General features: G+C 69.7%; 20 protein-coding genes. 8 read left to right on the top strand and 12 right to left on the bottom strand.

Annotated features, from left to right (window positions below; all coding sequences use genetic code 11):
* Positions 1 to 21: 21 nt before the first annotated feature.
* The 3 genes from JAV51_RS17320 to JAV51_RS17330 all read left to right on the top strand — a co-directional run bounded on the left by JAV51_RS17320 (position 22) and on the right by JAV51_RS17330 (position 3,086).
* On the top strand, positions 22 to 1,080 hold the full coding sequence (locus tag JAV51_RS17320) for an alpha/beta hydrolase (RefSeq protein WP_197321794.1): 1,059 nt from the start codon (positions 22 to 24) through the stop codon (positions 1,078 to 1,080).
* A 77-nt stretch (positions 1,081 to 1,157) separates the two neighbouring features.
* Complete coding sequence (locus JAV51_RS17325) at positions 1,158 to 1,817, top strand: pentapeptide repeat-containing protein (protein ID WP_197321795.1); 660 nt, start codon at positions 1,158 to 1,160, stop codon at positions 1,815 to 1,817.
* A 63-nt stretch (positions 1,818 to 1,880) separates the two neighbouring features.
* Positions 1,881 to 3,086: an MFS transporter gene (locus JAV51_RS17330; RefSeq protein ID WP_197321796.1), complete on the top strand. Its 1,206-nt coding sequence runs from the start codon at positions 1,881 to 1,883 to the stop codon at positions 3,084 to 3,086.
* On the opposite strand, the gene JAV51_RS17335 is transcribed toward JAV51_RS17330, so the two are convergent.
* The 3 genes from JAV51_RS17335 to JAV51_RS17345 all read right to left on the bottom strand — a co-directional run bounded on the left by JAV51_RS17335 (position 3,083) and on the right by JAV51_RS17345 (position 5,900).
* On the bottom strand, positions 3,083 to 3,469 hold the full coding sequence (locus JAV51_RS17335; protein WP_197321797.1) for a hypothetical protein: 387 nt from the start codon (positions 3,467 to 3,469) through the stop codon (positions 3,083 to 3,085). The two genes, JAV51_RS17330 and JAV51_RS17335, sit on opposite strands and share 4 nt — an antisense overlap.
* A 125-nt stretch (positions 3,470 to 3,594) precedes the next feature.
* Positions 3,595 to 4,638 (bottom strand): aspartate-semialdehyde dehydrogenase, encoded by a 1,044-nt coding sequence (locus JAV51_RS17340; RefSeq protein ID WP_197321798.1) that lies wholly within the window; start codon positions 4,636 to 4,638, stop codon positions 3,595 to 3,597.
* Positions 4,638 to 5,900: an aspartate kinase gene (locus tag JAV51_RS17345; RefSeq protein ID WP_197321799.1), complete on the bottom strand. Its 1,263-nt coding sequence runs from the start codon at positions 5,898 to 5,900 to the stop codon at positions 4,638 to 4,640. Before JAV51_RS17345 ends, JAV51_RS17340 begins: the two co-directional genes overlap by 1 nt.
* Positions 5,901 to 6,071: 171 nt before the next feature.
* On the opposite strand from JAV51_RS17345, the gene JAV51_RS17350 reads away from it, so the two are divergent.
* Positions 6,072 to 6,662 carry a nitroreductase family protein gene (locus tag JAV51_RS17350; RefSeq protein ID WP_197321800.1) on the top strand — a complete coding sequence of 197 codons (591 nt, stop codon included), beginning with the start codon at positions 6,072 to 6,074 and terminating at the stop codon, positions 6,660 to 6,662.
* Between the two features lie 139 nt (positions 6,663 to 6,801).
* Here the strand turns inward: JAV51_RS17350 and JAV51_RS17355 are convergent, their stop codons facing one another.
* Both JAV51_RS17355 and JAV51_RS17360 read right to left on the bottom strand, forming a co-directional pair.
* A complete protein-coding gene (locus tag JAV51_RS17355) occupies positions 6,802 to 7,284 on the bottom strand; it encodes a YbaB/EbfC family nucleoid-associated protein (protein ID WP_197321801.1) in 483 nt (160 codons plus the stop codon).
* A 117-nt stretch (positions 7,285 to 7,401) separates the two neighbouring features.
* Positions 7,402 to 7,794: a hypothetical protein gene (locus JAV51_RS17360; protein WP_197321802.1), complete on the bottom strand. Its 393-nt coding sequence runs from the start codon at positions 7,792 to 7,794 to the stop codon at positions 7,402 to 7,404.
* A gap of 262 nt (positions 7,795 to 8,056) precedes the next feature.
* Between JAV51_RS17360 and leuA the strand changes: the two genes are divergently transcribed.
* The 3 genes from leuA to JAV51_RS17375 all read left to right on the top strand — a co-directional run bounded on the left by leuA (position 8,057) and on the right by JAV51_RS17375 (position 11,446).
* The gene (leuA, locus tag JAV51_RS17365; RefSeq protein WP_197321803.1) at positions 8,057 to 9,847 is read left to right on the top strand and encodes a 2-isopropylmalate synthase; all 1,791 of its coding nucleotides are present in this window, start codon (positions 8,057 to 8,059) and stop codon (positions 9,845 to 9,847) included.
* A gap of 65 nt (positions 9,848 to 9,912) precedes the next feature.
* Entirely contained in the window at positions 9,913 to 10,467 is a 555-nt protein-coding gene (locus JAV51_RS17370; RefSeq protein WP_197321804.1) for a DedA family protein, read from the top strand.
* Positions 10,468 to 10,474: 7 nt separating this feature from the next.
* The gene (locus JAV51_RS17375) at positions 10,475 to 11,446 is read left to right on the top strand and encodes a YafY family protein (RefSeq protein ID WP_197321805.1); all 972 of its coding nucleotides are present in this window, start codon (positions 10,475 to 10,477) and stop codon (positions 11,444 to 11,446) included.
* A gap of 69 nt (positions 11,447 to 11,515) precedes the next feature.
* Here JAV51_RS17375 and JAV51_RS17380 read toward each other — a convergent pair whose 3' ends face one another.
* Both JAV51_RS17380 and JAV51_RS17385 read right to left on the bottom strand, forming a co-directional pair.
* Positions 11,516 to 12,430 carry an SDR family oxidoreductase gene (locus tag JAV51_RS17380; protein ID WP_197321806.1) on the bottom strand — a complete coding sequence of 305 codons (915 nt, stop codon included), beginning with the start codon at positions 12,428 to 12,430 and terminating at the stop codon, positions 11,516 to 11,518.
* A gap of 73 nt (positions 12,431 to 12,503) precedes the next feature.
* Positions 12,504 to 13,397 carry a LysR family transcriptional regulator gene (locus JAV51_RS17385; protein ID WP_197321807.1) on the bottom strand — a complete coding sequence of 298 codons (894 nt, stop codon included), beginning with the start codon at positions 13,395 to 13,397 and terminating at the stop codon, positions 12,504 to 12,506.
* Between the two features lie 94 nt (positions 13,398 to 13,491).
* On the opposite strand from JAV51_RS17385, the gene JAV51_RS17390 reads away from it, so the two are divergent.
* Positions 13,492 to 14,445, top strand: coding sequence for an EamA family transporter (locus tag JAV51_RS17390; RefSeq protein WP_197321808.1), 954 nt, complete (start codon positions 13,492 to 13,494; stop codon positions 14,443 to 14,445).
* Here JAV51_RS17390 and JAV51_RS17395 read toward each other — a convergent pair.
* Genes JAV51_RS17395 through JAV51_RS17415 form a run of 5 tightly spaced genes read right to left on the bottom strand, consistent with a single transcriptional unit; the run spans position 14,373 to position 20,137 of the window.
* Entirely contained in the window at positions 14,373 to 15,455 is a 1,083-nt protein-coding gene (locus tag JAV51_RS17395) for an ABC transporter ATP-binding protein (RefSeq protein ID WP_197321809.1), read from the bottom strand. The two genes, JAV51_RS17390 and JAV51_RS17395, sit on opposite strands and share 73 nt — an antisense overlap.
* Entirely contained in the window at positions 15,452 to 16,450 is a 999-nt protein-coding gene (locus JAV51_RS17400; protein ID WP_197321810.1) for an ABC transporter ATP-binding protein, read from the bottom strand. Before JAV51_RS17400 ends, JAV51_RS17395 begins: the two co-directional genes overlap by 4 nt.
* Before the next feature lie 4 nt (positions 16,451 to 16,454).
* Positions 16,455 to 17,423, bottom strand: coding sequence for an ABC transporter permease (locus tag JAV51_RS17405; protein WP_197321811.1), 969 nt, complete (start codon positions 17,421 to 17,423; stop codon positions 16,455 to 16,457).
* Position 17,424: 1 nt separating this feature from the next.
* Complete coding sequence (locus JAV51_RS17410) at positions 17,425 to 18,450, bottom strand: ABC transporter permease (RefSeq protein ID WP_197321812.1); 1,026 nt, start codon at positions 18,448 to 18,450, stop codon at positions 17,425 to 17,427.
* A 10-nt stretch (positions 18,451 to 18,460) separates the two neighbouring features.
* Entirely contained in the window at positions 18,461 to 20,137 is a 1,677-nt protein-coding gene (locus tag JAV51_RS17415; protein ID WP_197321813.1) for an ABC transporter substrate-binding protein, read from the bottom strand.
* Positions 20,138 to 20,320: the final 183 nt, after the last annotated feature.

Raw genomic sequence — 20,320 nt, forward strand, 5'->3', positions numbered from 1 at the left:
AATCGAGCCACGGAGGCGATCATGGTGCTACCAGCCCACATCCGTGTCCAAGCCGCCGGCGCGCGGCTGGTGTACGGCCTACCGCGACCGCTCCGCCGGCTGCTGGCGGGCAGGCCCGTCCGGATCGACGGTCAGGAACTCGCCCTCGACGCACAGCTGCTGCTGCGACTGCAACGGCTGAGCGGGGCCGCGCTTGTGCGGGGCACCGTCGAGTCGTCCCGCAAGGCCCTGGACGTCTCCCGCCACCTGGTGAGTGGACCACCGATTCAACCGGTGCTCACGCGCGAAGTCACCATTCCCGCCCCGCACGGGGAGATCCCGGCGACCCTCTACACGCCGGAAGAAGCACCGTCCGACTCCGGCCTGCTCGTCTTCTACCACGGCGGCGGCTGGGTGGTCGGGTCGCGACGCAGCCACGACAACACGGCTCGCTTCTTCGCCAAGTACGCCGGGGTGCGCGTGCTCTCCGTCGAGTACCGACTCGCCCCCGAGCATCCCTTCCCCGCGGCGCAGGAGGACGCGCTCACGGCGTTCGACTTCGCCCACGCCAAGGCCGGTGATCTCGGCGCCGATCCGCGCCGGATCGCCGTGGGCGGCGACAGCGCGGGCGGCAACCTCGCCGCCGTGACCGCGCAGGTGGCGACCCGGCGCGGTGGCCCGGCCCCGGCCTTCCAACTGCTGCTCTACCCCGGCGTCGACGCGACTCGGCGGCGACGCTCGCGTGACCTGTTCTCCGACGGCTTCTTCCTCACCGACGAGCACATGACGTGGTTCATCGACCACTACGCCCCCGAGGGCGTCGACCGGTCGGACCCCACGCTGTCCCCGCTGCTCGCCGACGACGTCTCCGGGCTGCCCCCGGCCTACGTCGCGACGGCCGGCTTCGACCCGCTGCGCGACGAGGGTGAGGCCTACGCCGCCCGGCTCGCCGACGCCGGTGTTCCCGTCGCCCTGTCCCGCCAGTCGGACCTCATCCACGGCTACGCCAACTTCCTCGGGGTCGGTCGACGGTTCCGGGAGGCACTGGCCGAGGCCGCAGGCGCGCTGAAGGTCGGGCTCAGCAGGCCGGCAGCCGAGTGACGCGCACGGGCGGGAGCGGCACCGTCGCGGTGCCGGATTCCGCTCCGGCGCCCGCACGTTCGGCAGAATGCGGGGCCGTGACCTCTCGCCCCGTTCCGCGTGCGCTGTCGGACCTGCCCTACCGCCGTCACCTCGTGCCGGTGACCGAGCCGTTCGACGACTCGACCGACCTCGACAGGGCACACGTGACGGGCGTGGACCTGTCCGCCACGGATGCCCCGGCCTCGGCATTCTCCGAGTGCGCGTTCTCGTCGGTCGAGTTCGGCACCGCACGGTTGCCCCGGTCGCGGTTCACCGACGTCCGGCTGACCGGGTGCCGGCTCGTCGGCACGGACATCACCACCAGCTCGTGGTTCGACGCCGAGCTGGTCAACAGCGTTGTCGCGGGCGGCCTGGCCTACGACAGCACGCTGCGCCGGGTCACCTTCCACGGCTGCAAACTCGCTTCCGTCAACCTCCGCGGCAGCAGGATCACCGACGTCGTGTTCGCCGACTGCACGCTGGACGAGGTCGACTTCGGCGGCGCGACCCTGACACGGGTGCGCTTCCCCGGCTCGACGCTGCGCAACGTCGGGCTCGACGACGCCACCATGGACCGGGTCGACCTACGGGAGGCCGACGACCTGCACCTGCGGCTCGGCCCGAGTTCACTGACCGGCCTCGTCATCGACACCGCCCAGCTCACGGCACTCGCACCCGCCTTCGCCCAGGCGCTCGGCGTGACCGTGGTCGACTGAGCAGGACCGACGCCACACGAAAATGGCTTGCTCCACGGGGCGTCGTGGGGTTGCGTCGTCGTCGTGGGGCTTCGACCGTATCTGCACGTTCTGCGCATCCGGGGTCTTCCGACGTCACTGGCGCTGATGCTGCTGTTGCGGATACCGATCATCTCGACGAGCGTCGTGACGACCTTGCACGTGGTGAGCGAACTCGGTCGGGGATACGGCGCGGCAGGACTGGTCGGCACCGCGACCCTGTTCGGCACGGCCGTCGGTGCTCCGACGGTCGGGAGGGCCATCGACCGCCTCGGCCTGCGTCCGGTGATCGCCGTCTGCGGTCTCGTGTCGTGTGTCTACTGGCTGGCCGCCGCGCACCTGCCCTACGAGGTGCTGCTCGTGGCCGCCTTCCCCGCGGGCATGCTCGTGGTCCCGGCCGGATCGATCTCCCGACAGGTGATCAGCGCGCTCGTACCCGTCGACCGACGCAGGACGGCATTCTCCCTCGACCAGGTGCTGATCGAGCTGTCGTACATGCTCGGCCCCGTGCTGGCGATCTTCGTCAGCACTCGCTACTCGACGTCGGTGACACTCACCGGCGTCGGCGTGACGTTCGGGGTGGTGTCGCTGGCACTGTGGTTCCTCGACCCGCCCGTTCGTTCGCCCGACGAGTCGCGGTCCACCCGGGAAACGGTCCCCACGCTGCGAGCCTGGGTTTCCCTGCGATTCGTCGCCGCGCTCACCATCGCGATGGGAGCCGCGTTCGTCCTCATGGGCACCGAGCTGTCGGCCATCGCGGCCCTGCGGGCTTCCGGCGACGTGGCGTGGACCGGTGTGGTGCTCGCGGGCATGGGCGTGACCTCACTGCTCGGCGGACTCGCACACGGTGCCGCCCGACGCGCCCTGAGCCAGCTCACGCTGATGGTGCTGCTCACGGTGCTGACGGCGCCCGTGGGCCTGGCCACCGACACCTGGTGGGTGCTCCTGCTCGCGCTGATACCCGCCAACGTCCTGTGCGCCCCGACGCTGGCGGCCACGGCGGAGACCGTGAGCGAACAGGTTCCCCACACCGTGCGCGGCGTCGCCATGGGACTGCAGGACTCCGCGACGCGGCTGGGGCTCGGCCTCGGCAGTCCCGTCATCGGGTTCGTGCTCGACCGCGCGGCCGCGGGCTGGGGATTCGTCGCCTCCGCCGCGGGCGGGCTGTGCTTCGCCGCGGTGGGTGCCCTGTTGTCGGCGCGGGCCCGGCAGCGGTCACCCCGCACGCCGAGCGCACCGCAACCGGCCTAGAAGCACGCCTCCCGCAGCTCTCCGAGGTTGTCCAGGTTGCGTTCGAGCCAGGCCGAGAAGTTGCCGAGGTGCTCGTACTTCCGTTGCTCCAGTTCGAGATACCCGTTGGCCAGGTCGAAGAGCGTGTCACGCACCGGCTGGTCGGCGACCTGCTCGGCGAGTTCCCGCAGTTCGCGTGCCTTCTCCTCGGCACCCGCCGCCACACTCTCCGGGCTGACGTCGACGTTCAGATCGATGATCCGCAACGCCTCCGTGCACACCTTCGCCTTGTCGCCCGCCGACTCGACGCCCTCCACGGCCGAGGTCACCTCGTCGCAGCCCGCCAACATCACGCCTGCCAACACCGCTACGACCGCCGCCGTCCCACCACCCGTCAATCGCATGGCACTCAACCTACCGGCGACCGACTACCCGGGGTAGCAGTTCGCATACCGACGCTCGGTCCCAGACACGACAGTGCCCCGGCGGCGACGTCGACACGTCGGCCGCCGGGGCACGTCGACACGACTCAGGACCGGGCGACGAGCTCCGCGAGCTGCACGGCGTTCAGCGCCGCACCCTTGCGCAGGTTGTCACCGGCGACGAACAGCGCCAGGCCCCGGCCACCGTCGACACCGGGATCGACCCGGATGCGGCCGACGTACGACGGGTCCTTGCCCGCAGCCTCCAGCGGCGTGGGCACGTCGGACAGCCGCACCCCCGGAGCCGAGGACAGCAACCGCGTCGCGGTCTCGACCGACAGGGGCCGCTCGAACTCGGCGTTGATCGACAGCGCGTGCCCGGTGAAGACCGGGACCCGCACGCACGTCCCGGACACCCGCAGCTCAGGGATGTCGAGGATCTTGCGGCTCTCGTTGCGGAGCTTCTGCTCCTCGTCGGTCTCCCACGAACCGTCGTCCACGATCGACCCGGCCATCGGCAGCACGTTGAAGGCGATCGGCCGCACGTACTTGTCGGGTTCACCGAGGTCGACGGCCGAGCCGTCGTAGGTCAGCTCGGTGGCCTGGTCACCCGCGGCTCGGACCTGCGACGCCAACTCCCGCACGCCGGCCAGTCCACTGCCCGACACGGCCTGGTAGCTGCTGACCACCAGCCGCCGCAGCCCGGCCTCGTCGTGCAGCGGCTTGAGCACCGGCATGGCGGCCATCGTGGTGCAGTTCGGGTTGGCGACGATGCCCTTGCGCGCTTCCTTCAGCGCGTGCGGGTTCACCTCGCTCACCACGAGAGGCACGTCCGGGTCGAGTCGCCACGCGGACGAGTTGTCGATCACGGTCGCGCCCGCCTCGGCGAACCGCGGCGCCTGCGCCTTGGACGTCGCCCCGCCCGCGGAGAACAACGCGATGTCCAACCCGGACGGATCGGCGGTGGCCGCGTCCTCGACCTCGATCTGCTCGCCCCGCCACGGCAGCGTGGTGCCCGCCGACCGCGACGACGCGAAGTACCGCATCTGCGTCACGGGCAGGTCGCTGGCTTCCAGCAACGCGCGCATCACGCCACCCACCTGGCCGGTGGCGCCGACGACGCCGATCCGCACGCCCTCTGCGCCGGCCATCAGCGACCACTCCCCGCGTAGACGACGGCTTCCTCGTCGCCACCGAGATCGAAAGCCTCGTGGATGGCGCGCACCGCGTCGTCGAGCTGCTCGTCCCGGATCAGCACCGAGATGCGGATCTCCGACGTGTTGATGATCTCGATGTTGACTCCGGCCTTGGCCAGCGCCTCGCAGAACGTCGCCGTCACACCCGGGTGCGAGCGCATGCCCGCTCCGACGAGGGAGACCTTGCCCACGTGGTCGTCGTAGAGGACGGCGGTGAAGTCCAGCTCCTCCTTGATCTTCTCGAGCTCGCTGACCGCCTTCGGCCCGTTGGACTTCGAGAGCGTGAAGGTGATGTCCGTGCGGCCGGTGGTGTTGGAGATGTTCTGCAACACCATGTCGATGTCGATCTCCGCGTCGGCCACGGCACGGAAGATGCGGGCGGCGGCTCCGGCATGGTCGGGCACACCGGTGACGGTGATCTTCGCCTCGGACCGGTCGTGGGCGACACCGGTGATCAGCGCTTGTTCCACGGGGATCTCCTCAATCGAACCGGTCACCGTGGTGCCCGGCTTGTCACTGTAGGAAGAACGGACTCGGATCGGCACCCCGTACCGGCGGGCGTACTCCACCGACCTCAGGTGGAGGATCTTGGAACCGCTCGCGGCGAGTTCCAGCATCTCCTCGTACGGGATCGTGTCCAGTTTGCGGGCGTCGGAGACGATGCGCGGGTCGGCCGAGTACACGCCGTCCACATCGGAATAGATCTCGCAGACGTCGGCGTTCAGCGCCGCCGCGACCGCCACCGCGGTCGTGTCGGAGCCACCACGGCCGAGCGTGGTGATGTCCTTCGTGTCCTGCGCGACGCCCTGGAACCCGGCCACCAGAGCGATGTACCCCTGCTCCAGGGCCTCGGTCACCCGCGACGGGGTGACGTCGATGATGCGGGCGTTGCCGTGCACGGACGTGGTCACCACACCGGCCTGCGAGCCCGTGAACGACCAGGCCTCCGCTCCGAGTGCCGAGATCGCCATCGCCACGAGGGCGTTCGAGATGCGCTCCCCCGCCGTGAGCAGCATGTCCATCTCGCGCTCCGGCGGAACGGGGTTGACCTCCTGAGCGAGGTCGAGCAGCTCGTCGGTCGTGTCGCCCATCGCCGAGCACACGACCACGACGTGATTTCCTGCTTTCTTCGTGGCGACGATCCGCTCCGCCACACGCTTGATCCGGTCAGCGCTCTCCAGCGACGAACCACCGTACTTCTGGACTACGAGGGCCACTGCCTCGTACCTCCTCGCATGCCGCGCCTGCCGCCGATCCGGTCTCGACGTCAGCGCGTGCGGGTCGCTTCGAGACATCAGACTACCGGTGGCTCATCTTCCCTTTACCCGATTGTGTGGCGCCGACCACTGCCCGACCTGCATTTTCTGTGGCTGGCATACTCGACCGCCGTGAGTGACAAGCGAGCCCTGACCAGCGTCGGGATCCACGACATCATCGCCCGCCGATGGAGCCCTCGCGCGTTGGACGCCGAGGCGGACGTGAGCGAGACGCAGTTGCGCGCACTGCTGGAAGCCGCGCGCTGGGCCCCGTCGTTCGGCAACACCCAACCGGCCCGTTACCTGGTGGGTGTGCGCGGTGACGACACGTACAAGCGCATCCTCGACGTGCTGGCCGAAGGCAACCGGCAGTGGGCACACCGCGCCGGTGTGCTGCTGCTGGGTTGCGCGGTGACGCGCAACGACAAGGGCGACGTGCCCTACGCCGAGTACGGCCTCGGGCTCGCGAGCGAGAACCTCGTGCTCCAGGCCGTCGCCGAGGGTCTCGCGGCGCGGCAGATGGCGGGCTTCGACGCCGACGCCGCCCGACAGGTGTTCGACCTGCCCGACGGTGTCGAGCCGCTCGTCGCCATCGCGGTGGGCGTCCGCGCCGAGCCGGAGGTGCTGGGCACGGACCGCGACGTCGAGCGCGAGAACGCTCCCCGCGTGCGGGTCCCGCTGGACGAGTTCGCACTGCGCGACTGGGGCACCCCGGCGTTCTGAGTGCGGCGACCGCCCGGGCCGCTCGCCCGGGTCAGCCCTCGGGTTCGCCGTTTCCGCACGGCCCGCCGCCTGGCGTCGGACGGCGCCAGGTCAGCGGTGCGCCGGTCTCGCTGGGCCACGGCTCGTCCGGAGGCCGACGTCAGCGGCGAAGGATCGAGCCCTGGTCCTCGAAGTAGTCGTCGTCGGGACGGGACCGGCTCGGCCTCGACGCCTGCGGAGCCTGCTCGGCCGTGTCCTGATCGCCGGTGCCGAACGCCTCGGCCTGCGCCTGCCGGATCTGCTCCGAGGTGTTCAGACCGAACGCGTCGCCGAAGGTGTCGTCCACGATCCCGGCCTGCTGCTGCACGGCACCCGCGACGGCCTGACGCAGCGTCGACAGGATCGTCGACGCGAGCTGCGTGTGGTCCATTCGCATCGCGGACGGCGACAGCGTGAGATCCGTGACCGACCCGGACGCGCCCGCGACCACCGTCACGGTGCCGTCGGGCGAGGTCACCGCGTGCCGGATCTCGGCGATCTGTTGCTGCATCTCGCCGACCCCCTCGAAGCGCGCCTCCGCCTCGCGGAGCTTCGACTGGAACTTCGAGAACTGGGCGATCAACTCGTCCATCTGGGCCGACATGACATCTCTCCCTGCAGCGTGTTCGGCTGTGTGGGGGACATTATGCGAGGGCCCGTGGCCCCCGTGGGCCGGTTGTCCTGATCCGGTCGCGCAGGGCCTTGCGTACCGCAGCGGCCGTCAGACGTCCTCGCCACCGACGCGGCGGACGAGTTTCGCCCCCACCGACGACACGACCAGCCAGAACAGCGCCGCGAGTCCGAAGTTGACGAGCACCGTCAGCTTCGGGTCGTCGGGCAGGAACAGGTCCTCGAACCCGAGCGAGACGGCGTCGGCGGCGTCGGCGACGAACGACACGATGCCGTTGTCCGGGTTGCCCTCACCCACCACGAACAGGACGTGGAGGACGAGCACCGTGGCGCAGGCGAGCCCCACCCAACGGACGAGCCCCGCCAGTCCCCGAACGACCCTGCCTCGCACCGCACCCCAATCGACGGTGCGGGTGGACGACGACTCCGCCGGTGTCTCGCCACCGCTCTCCCGCACGTCGTCGTCGATGTGATGTGCACCCATGTGCAGCAGTGTGGCATGCGACATCCGCCGGAATCTACGCGCGAGTAACCGCTTCGGTCGCCGCCGAATAACGGTTCGGACACGCCCCCGGATGTCGTTCTCCCGACGCGGTGTCTAAGCTGACCCCGTGGCGTTCGCGCTCCTTCTCCTTCGCTGCCGCGACGGGGCCTGATCTGACCGGCTCCCCGTCGCGGGGATTCCTGGTGTTCTCGACACGCCGCCAGCGCCGGTCGTCACCAGCCGTTTCTCTCGAAGGAGCCCCATGAGCACGTCCTCCACCCCGGAGCCCATCGCCCCCGCCAGCCGCATTCGCAAGCCTTCCCGGCCCGCACCCGCCGACCAACCGGCGTGGAATCCCCAGCGCGGCAGCTCCATGCCGTTCCACCGCTACCGGCCGTGGCACCGGCTGGTCGAGGACATCTCGCTGCCCGACCGCACGTGGCCGGACAAGCGCATCGACCACGCCCCGCTGTGGTGTGCCGTCGACCTGCGTGACGGCAACCAGGCACTGATCGACCCGATGTCGCCCGCCCGCAAGCGGAAGTTCTTCGACCTGCTCGTCCGCATGGGCTTCAAGGAGATCGAGGTCGGCTTCCCCGCCGCGAGCCAGACCGACTTCGACTTCGTCCGCGAGATCATCGAGGACGGGGCGATCCCGGAGGACGTCCGCATCCAGGTACTGGTCCAGTGCCGCCCCGAGCTGATCGAGCGCACGTTCCAGGCGCTGGAGGGCGCACCGCGCGCCATCGTGCACATCTACAACTCCACGTCGATCCTGCAGCGCCGCGTCGTGTTCCGCGAGGAGCGCGAGGGCGTCAAGAAGATCGCCACGCAGGCCGCCGAGCTGGTCACCGAGTACGCGGCCAAGTACTCCGACACGGACTTCCGCTTCCAGTACTCCCCCGAGTCGTACACGGGCACGGAGCTGTCGTACGCCGCCGAGGTGTGCAACGCGGTGACCGAGATCTGGCAGCCCACCCCGGACAAGCCGGTGATCCTCAACCTGCCTGCCACGGTCGAGATGGCGACCCCGAACGTCTACGCAGACTCCATCGAGTGGATGCACCGCAACCTCGAACGGCGTGACTCGGTGATCCTGTCGCTGCACCCGCACAACGACCGCGGCACCGGCATCGCCGCCGCCGAACTCGGCTACCAGGCGGGCGCCGACCGCATCGAGGGGTGCCTGTTCGGCAACGGCGAGCGCACCGGCAACGTCGACCTGGTGGCGCTGGGCATGAACCTGTTCAGCCAGGGCATCGACCCGCAACTGGACTTCTCCGACCTCGACGAGATCAAGCGCACCGTCGAGTACTGCAACCAGCTTCCCGTACACGAGCGCAGCCCATGGGCCGGTGACCTGGTGTTCACCGCGTTCTCCGGCAGCCACCAGGACGCCATCAACAAGGGGCTGGACGCGCTGCGCGACGCCGCCGACAAGGCGGGAGTCCCGGTGGACGAGCACCCGTGGGAGGTCCCGTACCTGCCGATCGACCCGAAGGACGTCGGCCGCACCTACGAGGCCGTCATCCGCGTGAACTCGCAGTCGGGCAAGGGCGGCATCGCCTACATCATGAAGACCGAGCACCAGCTCGACCTGCCGCGACGCCTGCAGATCGAGTTCTCGAAGATCATCCAGCGGTACACCGACACCGAGGGCGGCGAGGTGGACCCGCAGACGATGTGGGACGCGTTCTCCGGCGAGTACCTGGAGCCGAGTGCTCCGCTGGAGCTGATCAGCCAGCACGTGGTCGCCAACGGGGACTACGAGCTGACCGCCACCATCCGGCTCGACGGCGAGGAGCAGGAGGTCGTCGGCCGGGGCAACGGACCGATCGCGGCGTTCTTCGACGCGCTGGCCACGGTGGGCTTCGACCTGCGGCTCATGGACTACAGCGAGCACACGCTGACCCCCGGAGACGACTCGAAGGCCGCCTCGTACATCGAGTGCGCCATCGAGGACAGGGTGTTCTGGGGTGTGGGCATCGATCACTCGATCATCACCGCCTCGCTGCGGGCCGTCGTCTCGGCAGTCAACCGCGCCCACCGGTGAGGCCGTGATCACGGCGCGACGGTGCGGTTGAGGACTTCTCGACCGTCACGGCGTTGGATGGTGGCGTGGACGACGTCTCGCTGCTGATCCTCTTCGCCGTCTCCGTCGTGCCGTTGATACCGACGGAGGTCGCGCTCATCGGCATGGGGGTCGCCGCCGCACACGGTGGCGACCCCTTCTTGCTGGTGGTGGCGGTGGCGGTGGCGGGCTGCCTCATCAGCGACCTCGGGCTGTACCTCGTGGGCAGGCTCGGCGGCGCTCGCCTGCTCGACCGGTTGCGGACCCGGCGCTCCGCCGACGTCAGCGCCCACTGGATCGGCCGTCACCTGGACCGGCGGGGCGTGCCGATCCTCGTTCTCGCGCGCTGGTTGCCCGCAGGCGGCACCGTGGGCGCCCTGTTGGCGGGGTCCCTGCGTTGGTCCGGCTCGCGGTTCGTGTCCGCCTCCCTGATCGGCGTGCCGTTGTGGTGCGCGTACGCGGGTGGACTCGGCTACCTGGGCGGCACACTGGCCGAGCAGTCCCGACTCGGGGTCGTGGTCTCGGCCACCGTGGCGCTGACGGTGGCCGTGGTGATCACGGCGATGATCCGGCGCGCCGCGACCGCCTCCGCCCGGGCATGATGGCGGGGTGCGAGCCGAACGTCTGGTGGCCCTGCTGTTCACCTTGCAGAGCCGACGCAGCGCGACGGTGGCCGAACTGGCGCAGGCGCTCGGGGTGTCGCCACGCACCATGCACCGGGACCTCGCGGCACTCCAGGCCGCGGGCGTTCCCTTGTGGACGGAAACCGGACGCTACGGCGGTGTGCGACTGGTCGAGGGGTGGCGCACCCGGCTGGACGGGCTGACGGCCCGGGAGGCAGTGGCGCTCTTCGCGATGGGCGCGCCGCGGGCGTTGGCCGAACTCGGGCTCGGCGCGGCGGTCGCCGGCGCGCACGCCAAGGTGACCGCCACATTGCCCGCTCCGTTGCGGGACCAGGCCCGACAAGTGGCGCAACGCTTCCATCTCGACGCTCCTCGCTGGTTCCGCCCCGCCGAGGACACCGCTCACCTCGCCGAGCTGGCGAAGGCAGTGTGGGAGGAGACGCGGCTACGGGTGCGCTATCGCCCCAGCGGCGCGGAGCGCGAGGTCGAACGCACGCTCGACCCGCTCGGACTCGTCCTCAAGGCCGGGGTGTGGTACCTCGTGGCGCGGGTCGAGAAGTCGATCCGCACCTACCGCGTCGCGCGCATGACGAACGTCGAACCGCTGACCGAACGCACCGAACGCCCGGAGGACTTCGACCTCGCCCGGTGGTGGGCGGAGTCGTCGGCACGGTTCGAACGCTCGCTGCGTCGGCTCCCGGTGCGGGTGAAGCTGAGCCCGGCCGGGGTTCGGGCGTTGGCGACCGTGCTGGACGCCGAGCTCGCCGCGGCGGCGCTCGACGGCGCTCGCCCCACCACCGACGGCTGGACCGAGGCCGTCGTCGAATTCGAGGCACCCGACGTCGCGGTGGGGCAGCTCCTCGCGCTCGGCACCGAGGTGGAGGTCCTCGAACCCGCATCGGTACGCCAAGAGTTCGCCGCCGTGGCCCGACGGATCGCCGAGCGCCACGGCGGCTGATCCGCGTCACCGCCGGAACCCGGCACGGCGGAGGCCACCATGGCCGCCGTGCCGGTCACGTCACCGACCTCAGCGGTAACCGGTCGGGTCGGCGGGCTTGCCCTGCTGCTCCACCTCCTCGATGTACCGCCACCCGTCGGGCCGACTGCCGTCCACGTCGTCGATCTCGTAGAGCTTCGCGAGCTGGCCGCTGTTGAGCGTCTGCCCCGAGAACCGCGACTTCTCGGGATCGGCCGCCAGGGCCGCGACCGTGCGGCCCACGAACGTCGGCGTCTCGGAGATGCAGAAGTGCGGCTGCTCGGCCAGCGCGTCCCGCCAGTTCTCCTCCGTGACACCGAACTCGTCGAGCATCGCCTCCGACCGAAGCCAACCCGGGGTGAACGCGACGGCCGTGCAGCCGTACTTCGCCGTCTCCGCCGCCTCACCGATCGCGAGCGTGTGCGCCGACGCCTTGGCCACGTAGAACGCGAGCGTGGTGCCCTCCCGGTACTTCGCGTTGTGCTCGGCCGTTCCGTCGGTCAGCTCGACCACGAGTCCCCCGGGCTGCTTCAGCACCAGCGGCAGCAGGGAGTGCGCCGTGATGAGATGGGCGTCGATGCCCAGCCGGATCATGCGCAGACTGGCGTCCAGCGGGTGTTCCCACACAGGCTTCTCCCAGCCCAGATGCGTGTCACCGCCCCACACGCCGTCGACGAGGATGTCGAGCCTGCCGTGATCGGCCTCGACGCGCTCCGCCAACGCGCGAACCTGGTCGGGTTCGAGGTGGTCGACCCGCATCGCGGTGCCCCTGCCGCCCGCCTGCTCGATCAGCTCGACGGTGCCCTCGATCGTCTCGGGCCTGCCGACCTCCGACCGGTGCTCGCCGGACGTGCGCCCCGTGACGTAGACGAAGGCCCCCGCCCGCGCCAACTCCACCGCGATCGCCCGGCTCGCACCCCGTGTGCCACCGGCGACGAGTGCGACCTTGCCTGTCAGTTCGTTCATGCCTTCACGGTGCCCGCGAACCCTGCCACCTACCGGCAGAGTTTCGACCGCCGACGCGCACCGCTGAACCGCGTCACGCCACCCGGTTGGCCTCGGCGCGCAGCGCGGCGAGCACCGCCGCCACGGCGGGACGCGTGGCCGCACCGGGTCGCAGCACCGCCTCCACGTGGCGAGCAGCCCTGATCCCGGACAGCTCGCGGCGCAGCACGCGGCGCGTGTCCATGGTGTGACGCGGCAACAGCGCGATGCCGTGACCCGCCGCCACCAGAGCCTCGGTGATGCGGAAGTCGTTGATGCGGTGCACCACGCGAGGCCGCACCCCCGTACGCACGGCCAGCGACCGCAATACGTCGTCCACGGGAAACCCCACGTCCACACCGATCCACGGCTCGTCGGCCAGCTCGTGCGGCTCGATGCGCCGCTGGTTCGCCAGTCGATGCCCGAACGGCAACGCCACGTCGAGCGGCTCGCGCAGCAACGGCACCACGTCCAGGCGGTCGGTGGGGAACGGCTCGCCGTGCTCGTCGCGATGGGTCACTACCACGTCGAAGTCGGCGACCAACCGCGGCACCTCGGCCGGGGTCATGTCCACGTCGCGCACCTCGACGTCCAGCCCGGCGTGCGCCGCGACCCGGTCGAGCAGCCCGGGAAGCAGCAACAGCCCCGCCGACGGGAACACCGCCACGCGGACCCGGCCCCGCGGCACCCGACGGTAGGCGTCGAGTTCGGCCTCCGCCCGTTCCACGGCGGCGAGAACCTCGTCGGCACGCGCCACCAGCGCACGACCGGCGTCGGTCAGCCGCAGTCCGCGTCCGGACGGCTCCGTCAACGGCACCCCGACCTCCCGCGCGAGTGCCCGTAGCTGCTGGGACACCGCCGACGGGGTGCAGTGCAACGCCTCCGCCGCCGCGGTCACGCTGCCGCGGTCGGCGAACTCGCGCAGCGTTCGAAGTCTCGTGACGTCCACAACCGCATCGAAGCACGAATCGTGAAGCTTCACTTCATACTCGGTGAAAACAAACTCGCTGGTGCTTCACAGTGCCTGGGTAGATCCTGAAGACGTGCCACGCCTCGACCGCCTGCTCGCCGTGCTCACTGCCCTGCTCTGGGGCTGCAACTTCCTCGCCATCCACGCGATGCTCACCCATTTCCCGCCATTGCTCGCGGGGGCGATCCGGTTTCTCCTGGTCGCCGTGCCCACGATCCTCCTGGTTCCCCGGCCCCGGGTGAAGCTGCGCTGGCTCGTCGGATACGGACTGGGCTTCGGCACGCTGCAGTTCGCGTTCCTGTTCGTCGGCATGGACACCGGGATGCCGACCGGACTGGCCTCACTGGTGTTGCAGGCCTCGGCGCCGTTCACCGTGGTGCTCGGCGCGGTGTTGCTGCGGGAGAAGCTGAGCGGGCGGCAGGTCGTGGGCATCACCGTCGCGGTCCTCGGCATGGCCGCCATCGCGTGGCAACGCGCCGAGCACGCCGCCCTCCTGCCGGTGATCCTGACCCTGCTCGGTGCGCTGAGCTGGGCGGTCGGGAACCTGTGCGCCCGCAAGGCGGAGGCACCCAACCCGCTGCACTTCACGCTGTGGTCATCGGTGGTCCCGCCGCTTCCGATGTTCGCGCTGTCCCTGGTGTTCGAGGGACCGCGGGCGCAGTGGACAGCGGTGTCGACGGCACTGGCCGGTGACGCCTGGCTCGCACTCGCGGGTCTCGCCTACGTCGTCGTCCTCGGCACCGTCGTGGGCTCGGGAATCTGGACCACGCTCATGCGCCGCAACCCGGCGAGCACGGTCGCACCCTTCTCGCTGCTGGTGCCCGTCGTGGGACTCACGCTCGCGTTCCTCGTGCTCGACGAGCGCCCCACACCCGTCGAGATCGCGGCCTCCGTGGTCGTGGTCGGCGGGGTCCTGTTGGGATCGCTTCCCCGCCGACCACGACGGTCACACGGTCAGGCCGACACCGGCTCCTCCGCCGCCTCGGCACGCGGGGACACGCGCCCCGCGAGGATGTCCTCGGCGTAGTGGCAGGCCACCCGGTGCCCGTCGCCCACCTCGCGCAGCTCCGGTCGCTCGGTGTCACACAGCGTCTGCTGCCGCCACGGGCACCGCGTGTGGAAGCGGCAGCCGGTGGGCGGGTTCGCCGGTGACGGGAGGTCGCCGGAGAGCAGGATCTGCTCCCGGCTGTCCTCCACCACCGGGTCCGGCACCGGGATGGCCGACAGCAACGCCTTCGTGTACGGGTGCAGCGGCTCGGCGTACAGACTGTCCGCATCGGACTCCTCGACCAGCGAGCCGAGGTACATCACGCCGATCCGGTCGGAGATGTGCCGCACGACGGCGAGGTCGTGCGCGATCACCACGTAGGTGAGCCCGAACTGTTCCTGCAGGTCCTTCAGCAGGTTGATGACCTGCGCCTGCACCGAGACGTCCAACGCGGACACGGGCTCGTCGGCCACGATGAGGTCCGGCTGCAACGCCAGCGCCCGCGCGATGCCGATGCGCTGCCGCTGGCCGCCCGAGAACTCGTGCGGGTACTTGCGCAGCGCCGACTCCGGCAGCCCCACCGCCGAGAGCAGCTCCTTGAGCTTCGCCCTCGTCTCGGCGGGGTCCTTGTCGAGCCCGTGTGCCCGCAGGCCCTCGACGAGCAACGACTCCACCGACTGGCGTGGGTCGAGGCTCGACAGCGGGTCCTGGAACACCATCTGCATCCGCTTGCGCATCGACCGCAGCGCCTCGCCCTTGAGCGACGACAGGTCGGTGCCGTCGAAGGTGATGGTGCCGTCGGTGGGATCGGTCAGTCGCAGCACCGCGCGGCCGAGCGTGCTCTTGCCGCAGCCCGACTCACCGACGAGTCCGTAGGTCTCCCCGCGGGTGACCCGCAGGCTCACCCCGTCCACCGCGTAGACGTAGCCGACCGTGCGGTCGAGCAGCAACCCGCGCTTGATCGGGAAGTGCACCTTGACGTCGTCGAGCACCAGCAGGTCGTCGCCGGGGCCCGACTCGGCCGTGGTCCGTGGCGTCTCGTCGGTCATCGTGCTCCCTCCGCCACCGTGACCTCCACCGGATTGTGGCACCGCAACATCCCGCCCTCGCGACGGCCGTCGGACACCAGCTCGGGCGCGCTCGACCAGCACGCCTCGACGTGGTTCGGACACCGCGGGGCGAACGCGCAGCCGCTCGTCCACGGGATGTTGTCGGCCACCGAGCCCTTCACGGGCACCAGCTTCTCGCCCCTCGGCGCGTCGAGCCGCGGGATCGAGGCCAGCAGGCCGTTCGTGTACGGGTGACGGGGTTCGGCGAACAACTCGTGGCGCTGCGCGCGTTCCACGATCCGTCCCCCGTACATGACGTTGACCCGGTCGCACAGGCCCGCCACGACACCCAGGTCGTGGGTGATCATGATGAGCGCGGTGCCGGTCTCCGACACGAGTTCCCGCAGCAACGTCAGGATCTGCGCCTGGATGGTGACGTCGAGCGCCGTGGTCGGCTCGTCGGCGATCAGCAGCTTCGGCGAGCACGCCAGCGCGATGGCGATGAGCACCCGTTGCCGCATCCCGCCCGAGAGCTGGTGCGGGTACTCGTCCACCCGCCGCTTCGGGTCCGGGATACCGACCCGGCCGAGCAGGTCGACGGCCTCCGCCTTCGCCTGCTTGCGCGTGAGGTCACGGTGTCGCAGCAGCACCTCGGTCAACTGCACGCCGACGGTCACCACGGGGTTCAGCGACGACAGCGGGTCCTGGAACACCATGCTCAGGTCCCGACCGCGACGTTCGTCGAGCTGCTTCGGGCTGAGCGTCAGCAGCTCCTCACCCGCGAATTTCACCGAGCCGCTGATCCGCGCGCTGCGCGTGGGCAACAACCCCATGATCGCCAGCGACGTCACCGACTTGCCGCAACCGGACTCGCCCACCAGACCGACGGTCTGCCCCGGCTCGACGTCGAAGGAGATCGAGTCGACGGCCGTGGTCGGCTGCTCGCCCTTACGGTGGAACTGCACCGAGAGGTCGCGTACTTCCAGCAGAGCCATGCCATCACCGCCGTTGCCGAGGATCGAGGGCTTCCCGCATCGACTCGCCGACGAGCGTGAATCCCAGTGCCACCACAACGATGCAGGCCGCGGGCCAGAAGGCCAGGTGCGGCTGCGTGTCGAAGTAGTCCTGTGCGTTGCCGAGCATCTGCCCCCACTCGGGCGTCGAGTCGTCCGCCGCGCCGAGGCCGAGGAACGACAGCGCCGCCGCGTCGAGGATCGCGATCGCCAGCACCAACGTGGACTGCACGATCACGGGCCCCAGCGAGTTCGGCAGGATGTGCCGGAACACGATCGCCCCGCGCTTCACGCCGAGGGCCCGGGCCGCGAGCACGTGGTCGCTCTCCCGGATCGCCAGCATCGTGCCGCGTAGCAGCCGCGCGAAGATCGGCACCTGCACGATGGCGACGGCGAGGATCACCGAGAACTGCGTCTGCGACACGAACAGCGCGCCGATCGACACCGCCAACAGCAGCGACGGGATCGACAGCATCACGTCGACGACCCGCATCACCACGGTGTCGACCCAGCCGCCGAACGCGCCCGCGAGCGTGCCGAGCACCAGCCCACCGCCGAGCCCGATGATCGTGGCCAACAACGCCACCAGCAGGGTCTGCTGCGACCCGAGCAGCATCCGCGAGAACAGGTCGCGACCGTACTGGTCACCACCCAGCGGGTGCCCGTCCTGCGCGGGCGGGATCTCGTTGCGGGCGTTGGACACCTGGTCCTCCAACAGCCGCAACGCCGGGTCGTGCGGGGCCAGCCACGGCGCCAGCAACGCCAGCAGCACGAACAGCCCGATGATCGTGGCACCGATCAAGAACAGCGGGTTGCGCCGCAGCCGACGCCACGCCGACTTGGCGAGACTCAACCCCTCCGCGCCCGAGGCGCCGGAGTCGTCGGGTTCGAGTCCACCCGCGACCCCACCCGCCGTGGCCGCGAGCTCGTCGATCTTGGTTGCACGCGAGGCCATGTCACGCCCCCGCTTTCTGCGCCGTCCGGATGCGCGGATCGATCAGCGCGTACGACAGGTCGACGATGAGGTTGACCAGGACGTAGGAGGCCGCCCCGGCGATGATCACCACTTGGAGCACGGGGAAGTCCTTGCGTTCGAAGCCGAGCGCGAGCGCCTCACCGATGCCGTGCCACGCGAACACGGTCTCGGTGAGCACCGCACCCGACAGCAGGGAGCCGGTCTGCAGACCGATGGTCGTGACCACGGGCAGCATCGCGTTGCGCAGGATGTGGCGGTCGCGGATCACCCGCTTGGCCAACCCCTTCGACCGGGCCGTCCGCACGTAGTCCTCGTCCAACACGTCGAGCACCGAGGCTCGGGTGATACGGAAGATGACCGCGAACGGGATCGAGGACAACGCGATCGCCGGCAGGATCAGGTGCACCAGCGCGTCGAGCGCCGCGTCCCACTCCTGCGTCAGGATGCCGTCCAGCACGAAGAAGCCGGTCACTCTCGTGGCGTCGATGCCGACGGTCTGGCGACCACCCGTGGGCAACCAGCCCAGCTCGATGGCGAAGATCCACTTGAGCAGGAACGCGAGGAAGAAGATCGGGACGGAGATGCCCACGAGCGAGCCGACGATGCCCATGTTGTCCAGCCAGCCACCACGGCGGCGGGCGGACAGGTAACCGAGCGGGATCGCGGTGGCCAACGCGATGACGATGGCCACGAAGCTCAGCTCGATCGTGGCGGGGAACCGTTCGAGGAACAGCTCCAACGCGGGCCTTCCTGGCGAAACCCCCAGCGACGTTCCGAAGTCGCCGGTCAGCGCGCGTCCCAGGAACGCGAAGTACTGCACGAAGATCGGCTGGTCCAGACCGAGGTCCTGGGCCAGCTGCGCGCGGCTCTCCGCCGTGCCGCGGTCACCGAGGAGGGCCGAGACCGGCCCTCCCGGCAGTGACCGCAGCCAGGCGAAGAGCAGCACCGAGAGAACGAACAGAACGAGTACGAGCTGCAGTACTCGCCTAAGAGCGAAGCGAAGCACGACTCAGCTTCTACTCCGCGATCGTCACGGCAGCGAACTCCTCCTTGGTGAGGGGGCTGGCGACCAGACCCTTCACCTCAGGACGGAGCACCAACGCGGGCGGCGAGTGCGTCAGCGGGATCGCCGGCAGGTACTCGGACATCAGGTCACGGTTGATGTCCTGGTACGCGGCCTCGCGCTCCTTGGCGTCGACCGTGGAGTCGGCAGCCTGCAGCGCGTCCGCCAGCTCGTCACCCCACGGCGAACCACCGGTGTAGAACTGGTTCTCCGTCGTGCCGAAGAACGTGCCGATGAAGTTGTTCGGCGAGTTGTAGTCACCGGTCCAACCGAGCAGGAACAGCTCCGCGCGCGCCGACTCGACGTCGTCGGTGTAGCCACCGGCCCACGGCTTGCTGACCGGCTTGACGGTGATGCCCGCCTCTTCCAGGTCTTCCTTGATGGCACCGAAGATGGCGGTCGGGTTCGGCATGTACGGACGCGTCACCTGCGTCGGGTACCAGAGCTCGACGGTGAGGTCGGCGTGTCCGGCTTCCTTCAGCAGCTTCTTCGCCTTGTCGACGTCGTGCTCGTACTCCATCACGTCGTCGGCGTAGCCGTCGACCGAGGACGGATACATCTGCTTCGCGACCTCGGAGTTCTCCGGCATGATCGACGAGACCAGGGTCTTGCGGTCGATCGCGTAGGCCAGCGCCTGGCGGACCTTGAACTCCTTGAGCGCCGGGTTGTTCTTCTGGGTGATGCCCAGGTACAGGATGTTGAACGGGTCGCGGATCTCGACGTTGTAGCCGGCCTTCTCCAGCGAGTCCCAGTCGGACGGCGACGGGAAGTCGTAGCCGTCGATCTCGCCGGCCTCCAGGGCCTGCTTGCGCGCGGTCTCGTCCGGGATGATGCGGAAGATCAGGCGGTCGAGCTTGGCCTTCTCACCCCAGTAGTCCTCGTTGCGCTTGAGGGTGATGGTGCCGTTGGCCTCGTCGTAGCTGTCGAAGACGAACGGGCCGGTGCCGGTCGGGTGCTGACGCGCGTACTCCGAGAACACGAAGCTGTCGCCCTCGGCCTTGACGTCGTTCGCCTTGTGCTCGTCCATCGCCTTGGGGCTCTGCATGGCGAACGAGTCCTGCGTCAGCATGGTCGGGAAGTCGGCCGTGAAGCGGGTGAGCGTCAGCTCCACGGTGTGCTCGCCCGTGGCCTCGCACCCCTCGTACAGCGACGGCTTCTTGCCGTCGGCGAACCCGCCGAAGTTCTCGATCCAGTAGTAGGACAGCGCCGGGGACGTCCCCGCGCCCTCCTGGTTGAACATGCGCTCGAAGTTCGCGCACACGGCCTCGGCGTCGAAGGGCGTGCCGTCGTGGAAGGTGACACCCTCCTGGAGCTCGAACGTCCAGGTCTTGCCGTCCTCGCTCGACGACCATTCCTTCGCGAGCTCGGGCTTGATGTCGGCAGTGCCGGGCTCGATGCCGATGAGGTTCTCGAACATCTGCCGCGTCACGCGGAAGGTCTCGCCGTCGGAGGCGTAGAACGGGTCGAAGTTGGACGGAGCTCCCGTGGCGCCGAAGACGAACGTGCCGCCCTCGCCACCGCCCGCGGCGTCACGTTGGGACTCGGCACACGCGGTGAGCGAGAGCGCCAGCGCGCCCGCGATGCCGAGCACAGCCAGGCGGCGTGGTCGAGCCACCCGTGATTGGAGCATGTTGGCCCCCTTGAGCAAAGGCTTCGGTTCAGGCCGCGTCCACAGAGGGTGCACGCGGATGGTGGGTGACCATATCGGTTATCGCGCGCTCACTTAAGCCCCCGAAACCGGCCTCACACCGCCCATCGGCGGGTCGTCGGAGCGCCGAACGCCGCTCGATCGCCGACTCGATCAAGCCGTCGC

The organism is Saccharomonospora sp. NB11 (assembly GCF_015910535.1).
Lineage (GTDB): Bacteria > Actinomycetota > Actinomycetes > Mycobacteriales > Pseudonocardiaceae > Saccharomonospora.

What these genes read in the sequence shown, in the direction of transcription:
- JAV51_RS17335 (WP_197321797.1), bottom strand. Translation starts at nt 3,469, where the DNA reads ATGCGATTGACGGGTGGTGGGACGGCGGCGGTCGTAGCGGTGTTGGCA.
- leuA (WP_197321803.1), top strand. Translation starts at nt 8,057, where the DNA reads ATGAGCACGTCCTCCACCCCGGAGCCCATCGCCCCCGCCAGCCGCATT.
- JAV51_RS17320 (WP_197321794.1), top strand. Translation starts at nt 22, where the DNA reads ATGGTGCTACCAGCCCACATCCGTGTCCAAGCCGCCGGCGCGCGGCTG.
- JAV51_RS17405 (WP_197321811.1), bottom strand. Translation starts at nt 17,423, where the DNA reads ATGGCCTCGCGTGCAACCAAGATCGACGAGCTCGCGGCCACGGCGGGT.
- JAV51_RS17415 (WP_197321813.1), bottom strand. Translation starts at nt 20,137, where the DNA reads ATGCTCCAATCACGGGTGGCTCGACCACGCCGCCTGGCTGTGCTCGGC.
- JAV51_RS17380 (WP_197321806.1), bottom strand. Translation starts at nt 12,430, where the DNA reads ATGAACGAACTGACAGGCAAGGTCGCACTCGTCGCCGGTGGCACACGG.
- JAV51_RS17360 (WP_197321802.1), bottom strand. Translation starts at nt 7,794, where the DNA reads ATGGGTGCACATCACATCGACGACGACGTGCGGGAGAGCGGTGGCGAG.
- JAV51_RS17400 (WP_197321810.1), bottom strand. Translation starts at nt 16,450, where the DNA reads ATGGCTCTGCTGGAAGTACGCGACCTCTCGGTGCAGTTCCACCGTAAG.
- JAV51_RS17395 (WP_197321809.1), bottom strand. Translation starts at nt 15,455, where the DNA reads ATGACCGACGAGACGCCACGGACCACGGCCGAGTCGGGCCCCGGCGAC.
- JAV51_RS17355 (WP_197321801.1), bottom strand. Translation starts at nt 7,284, where the DNA reads ATGTCGGCCCAGATGGACGAGTTGATCGCCCAGTTCTCGAAGTTCCAG.
- JAV51_RS17340 (WP_197321798.1), bottom strand. Translation starts at nt 4,638, where the DNA reads ATGGCCGGCGCAGAGGGCGTGCGGATCGGCGTCGTCGGCGCCACCGGC.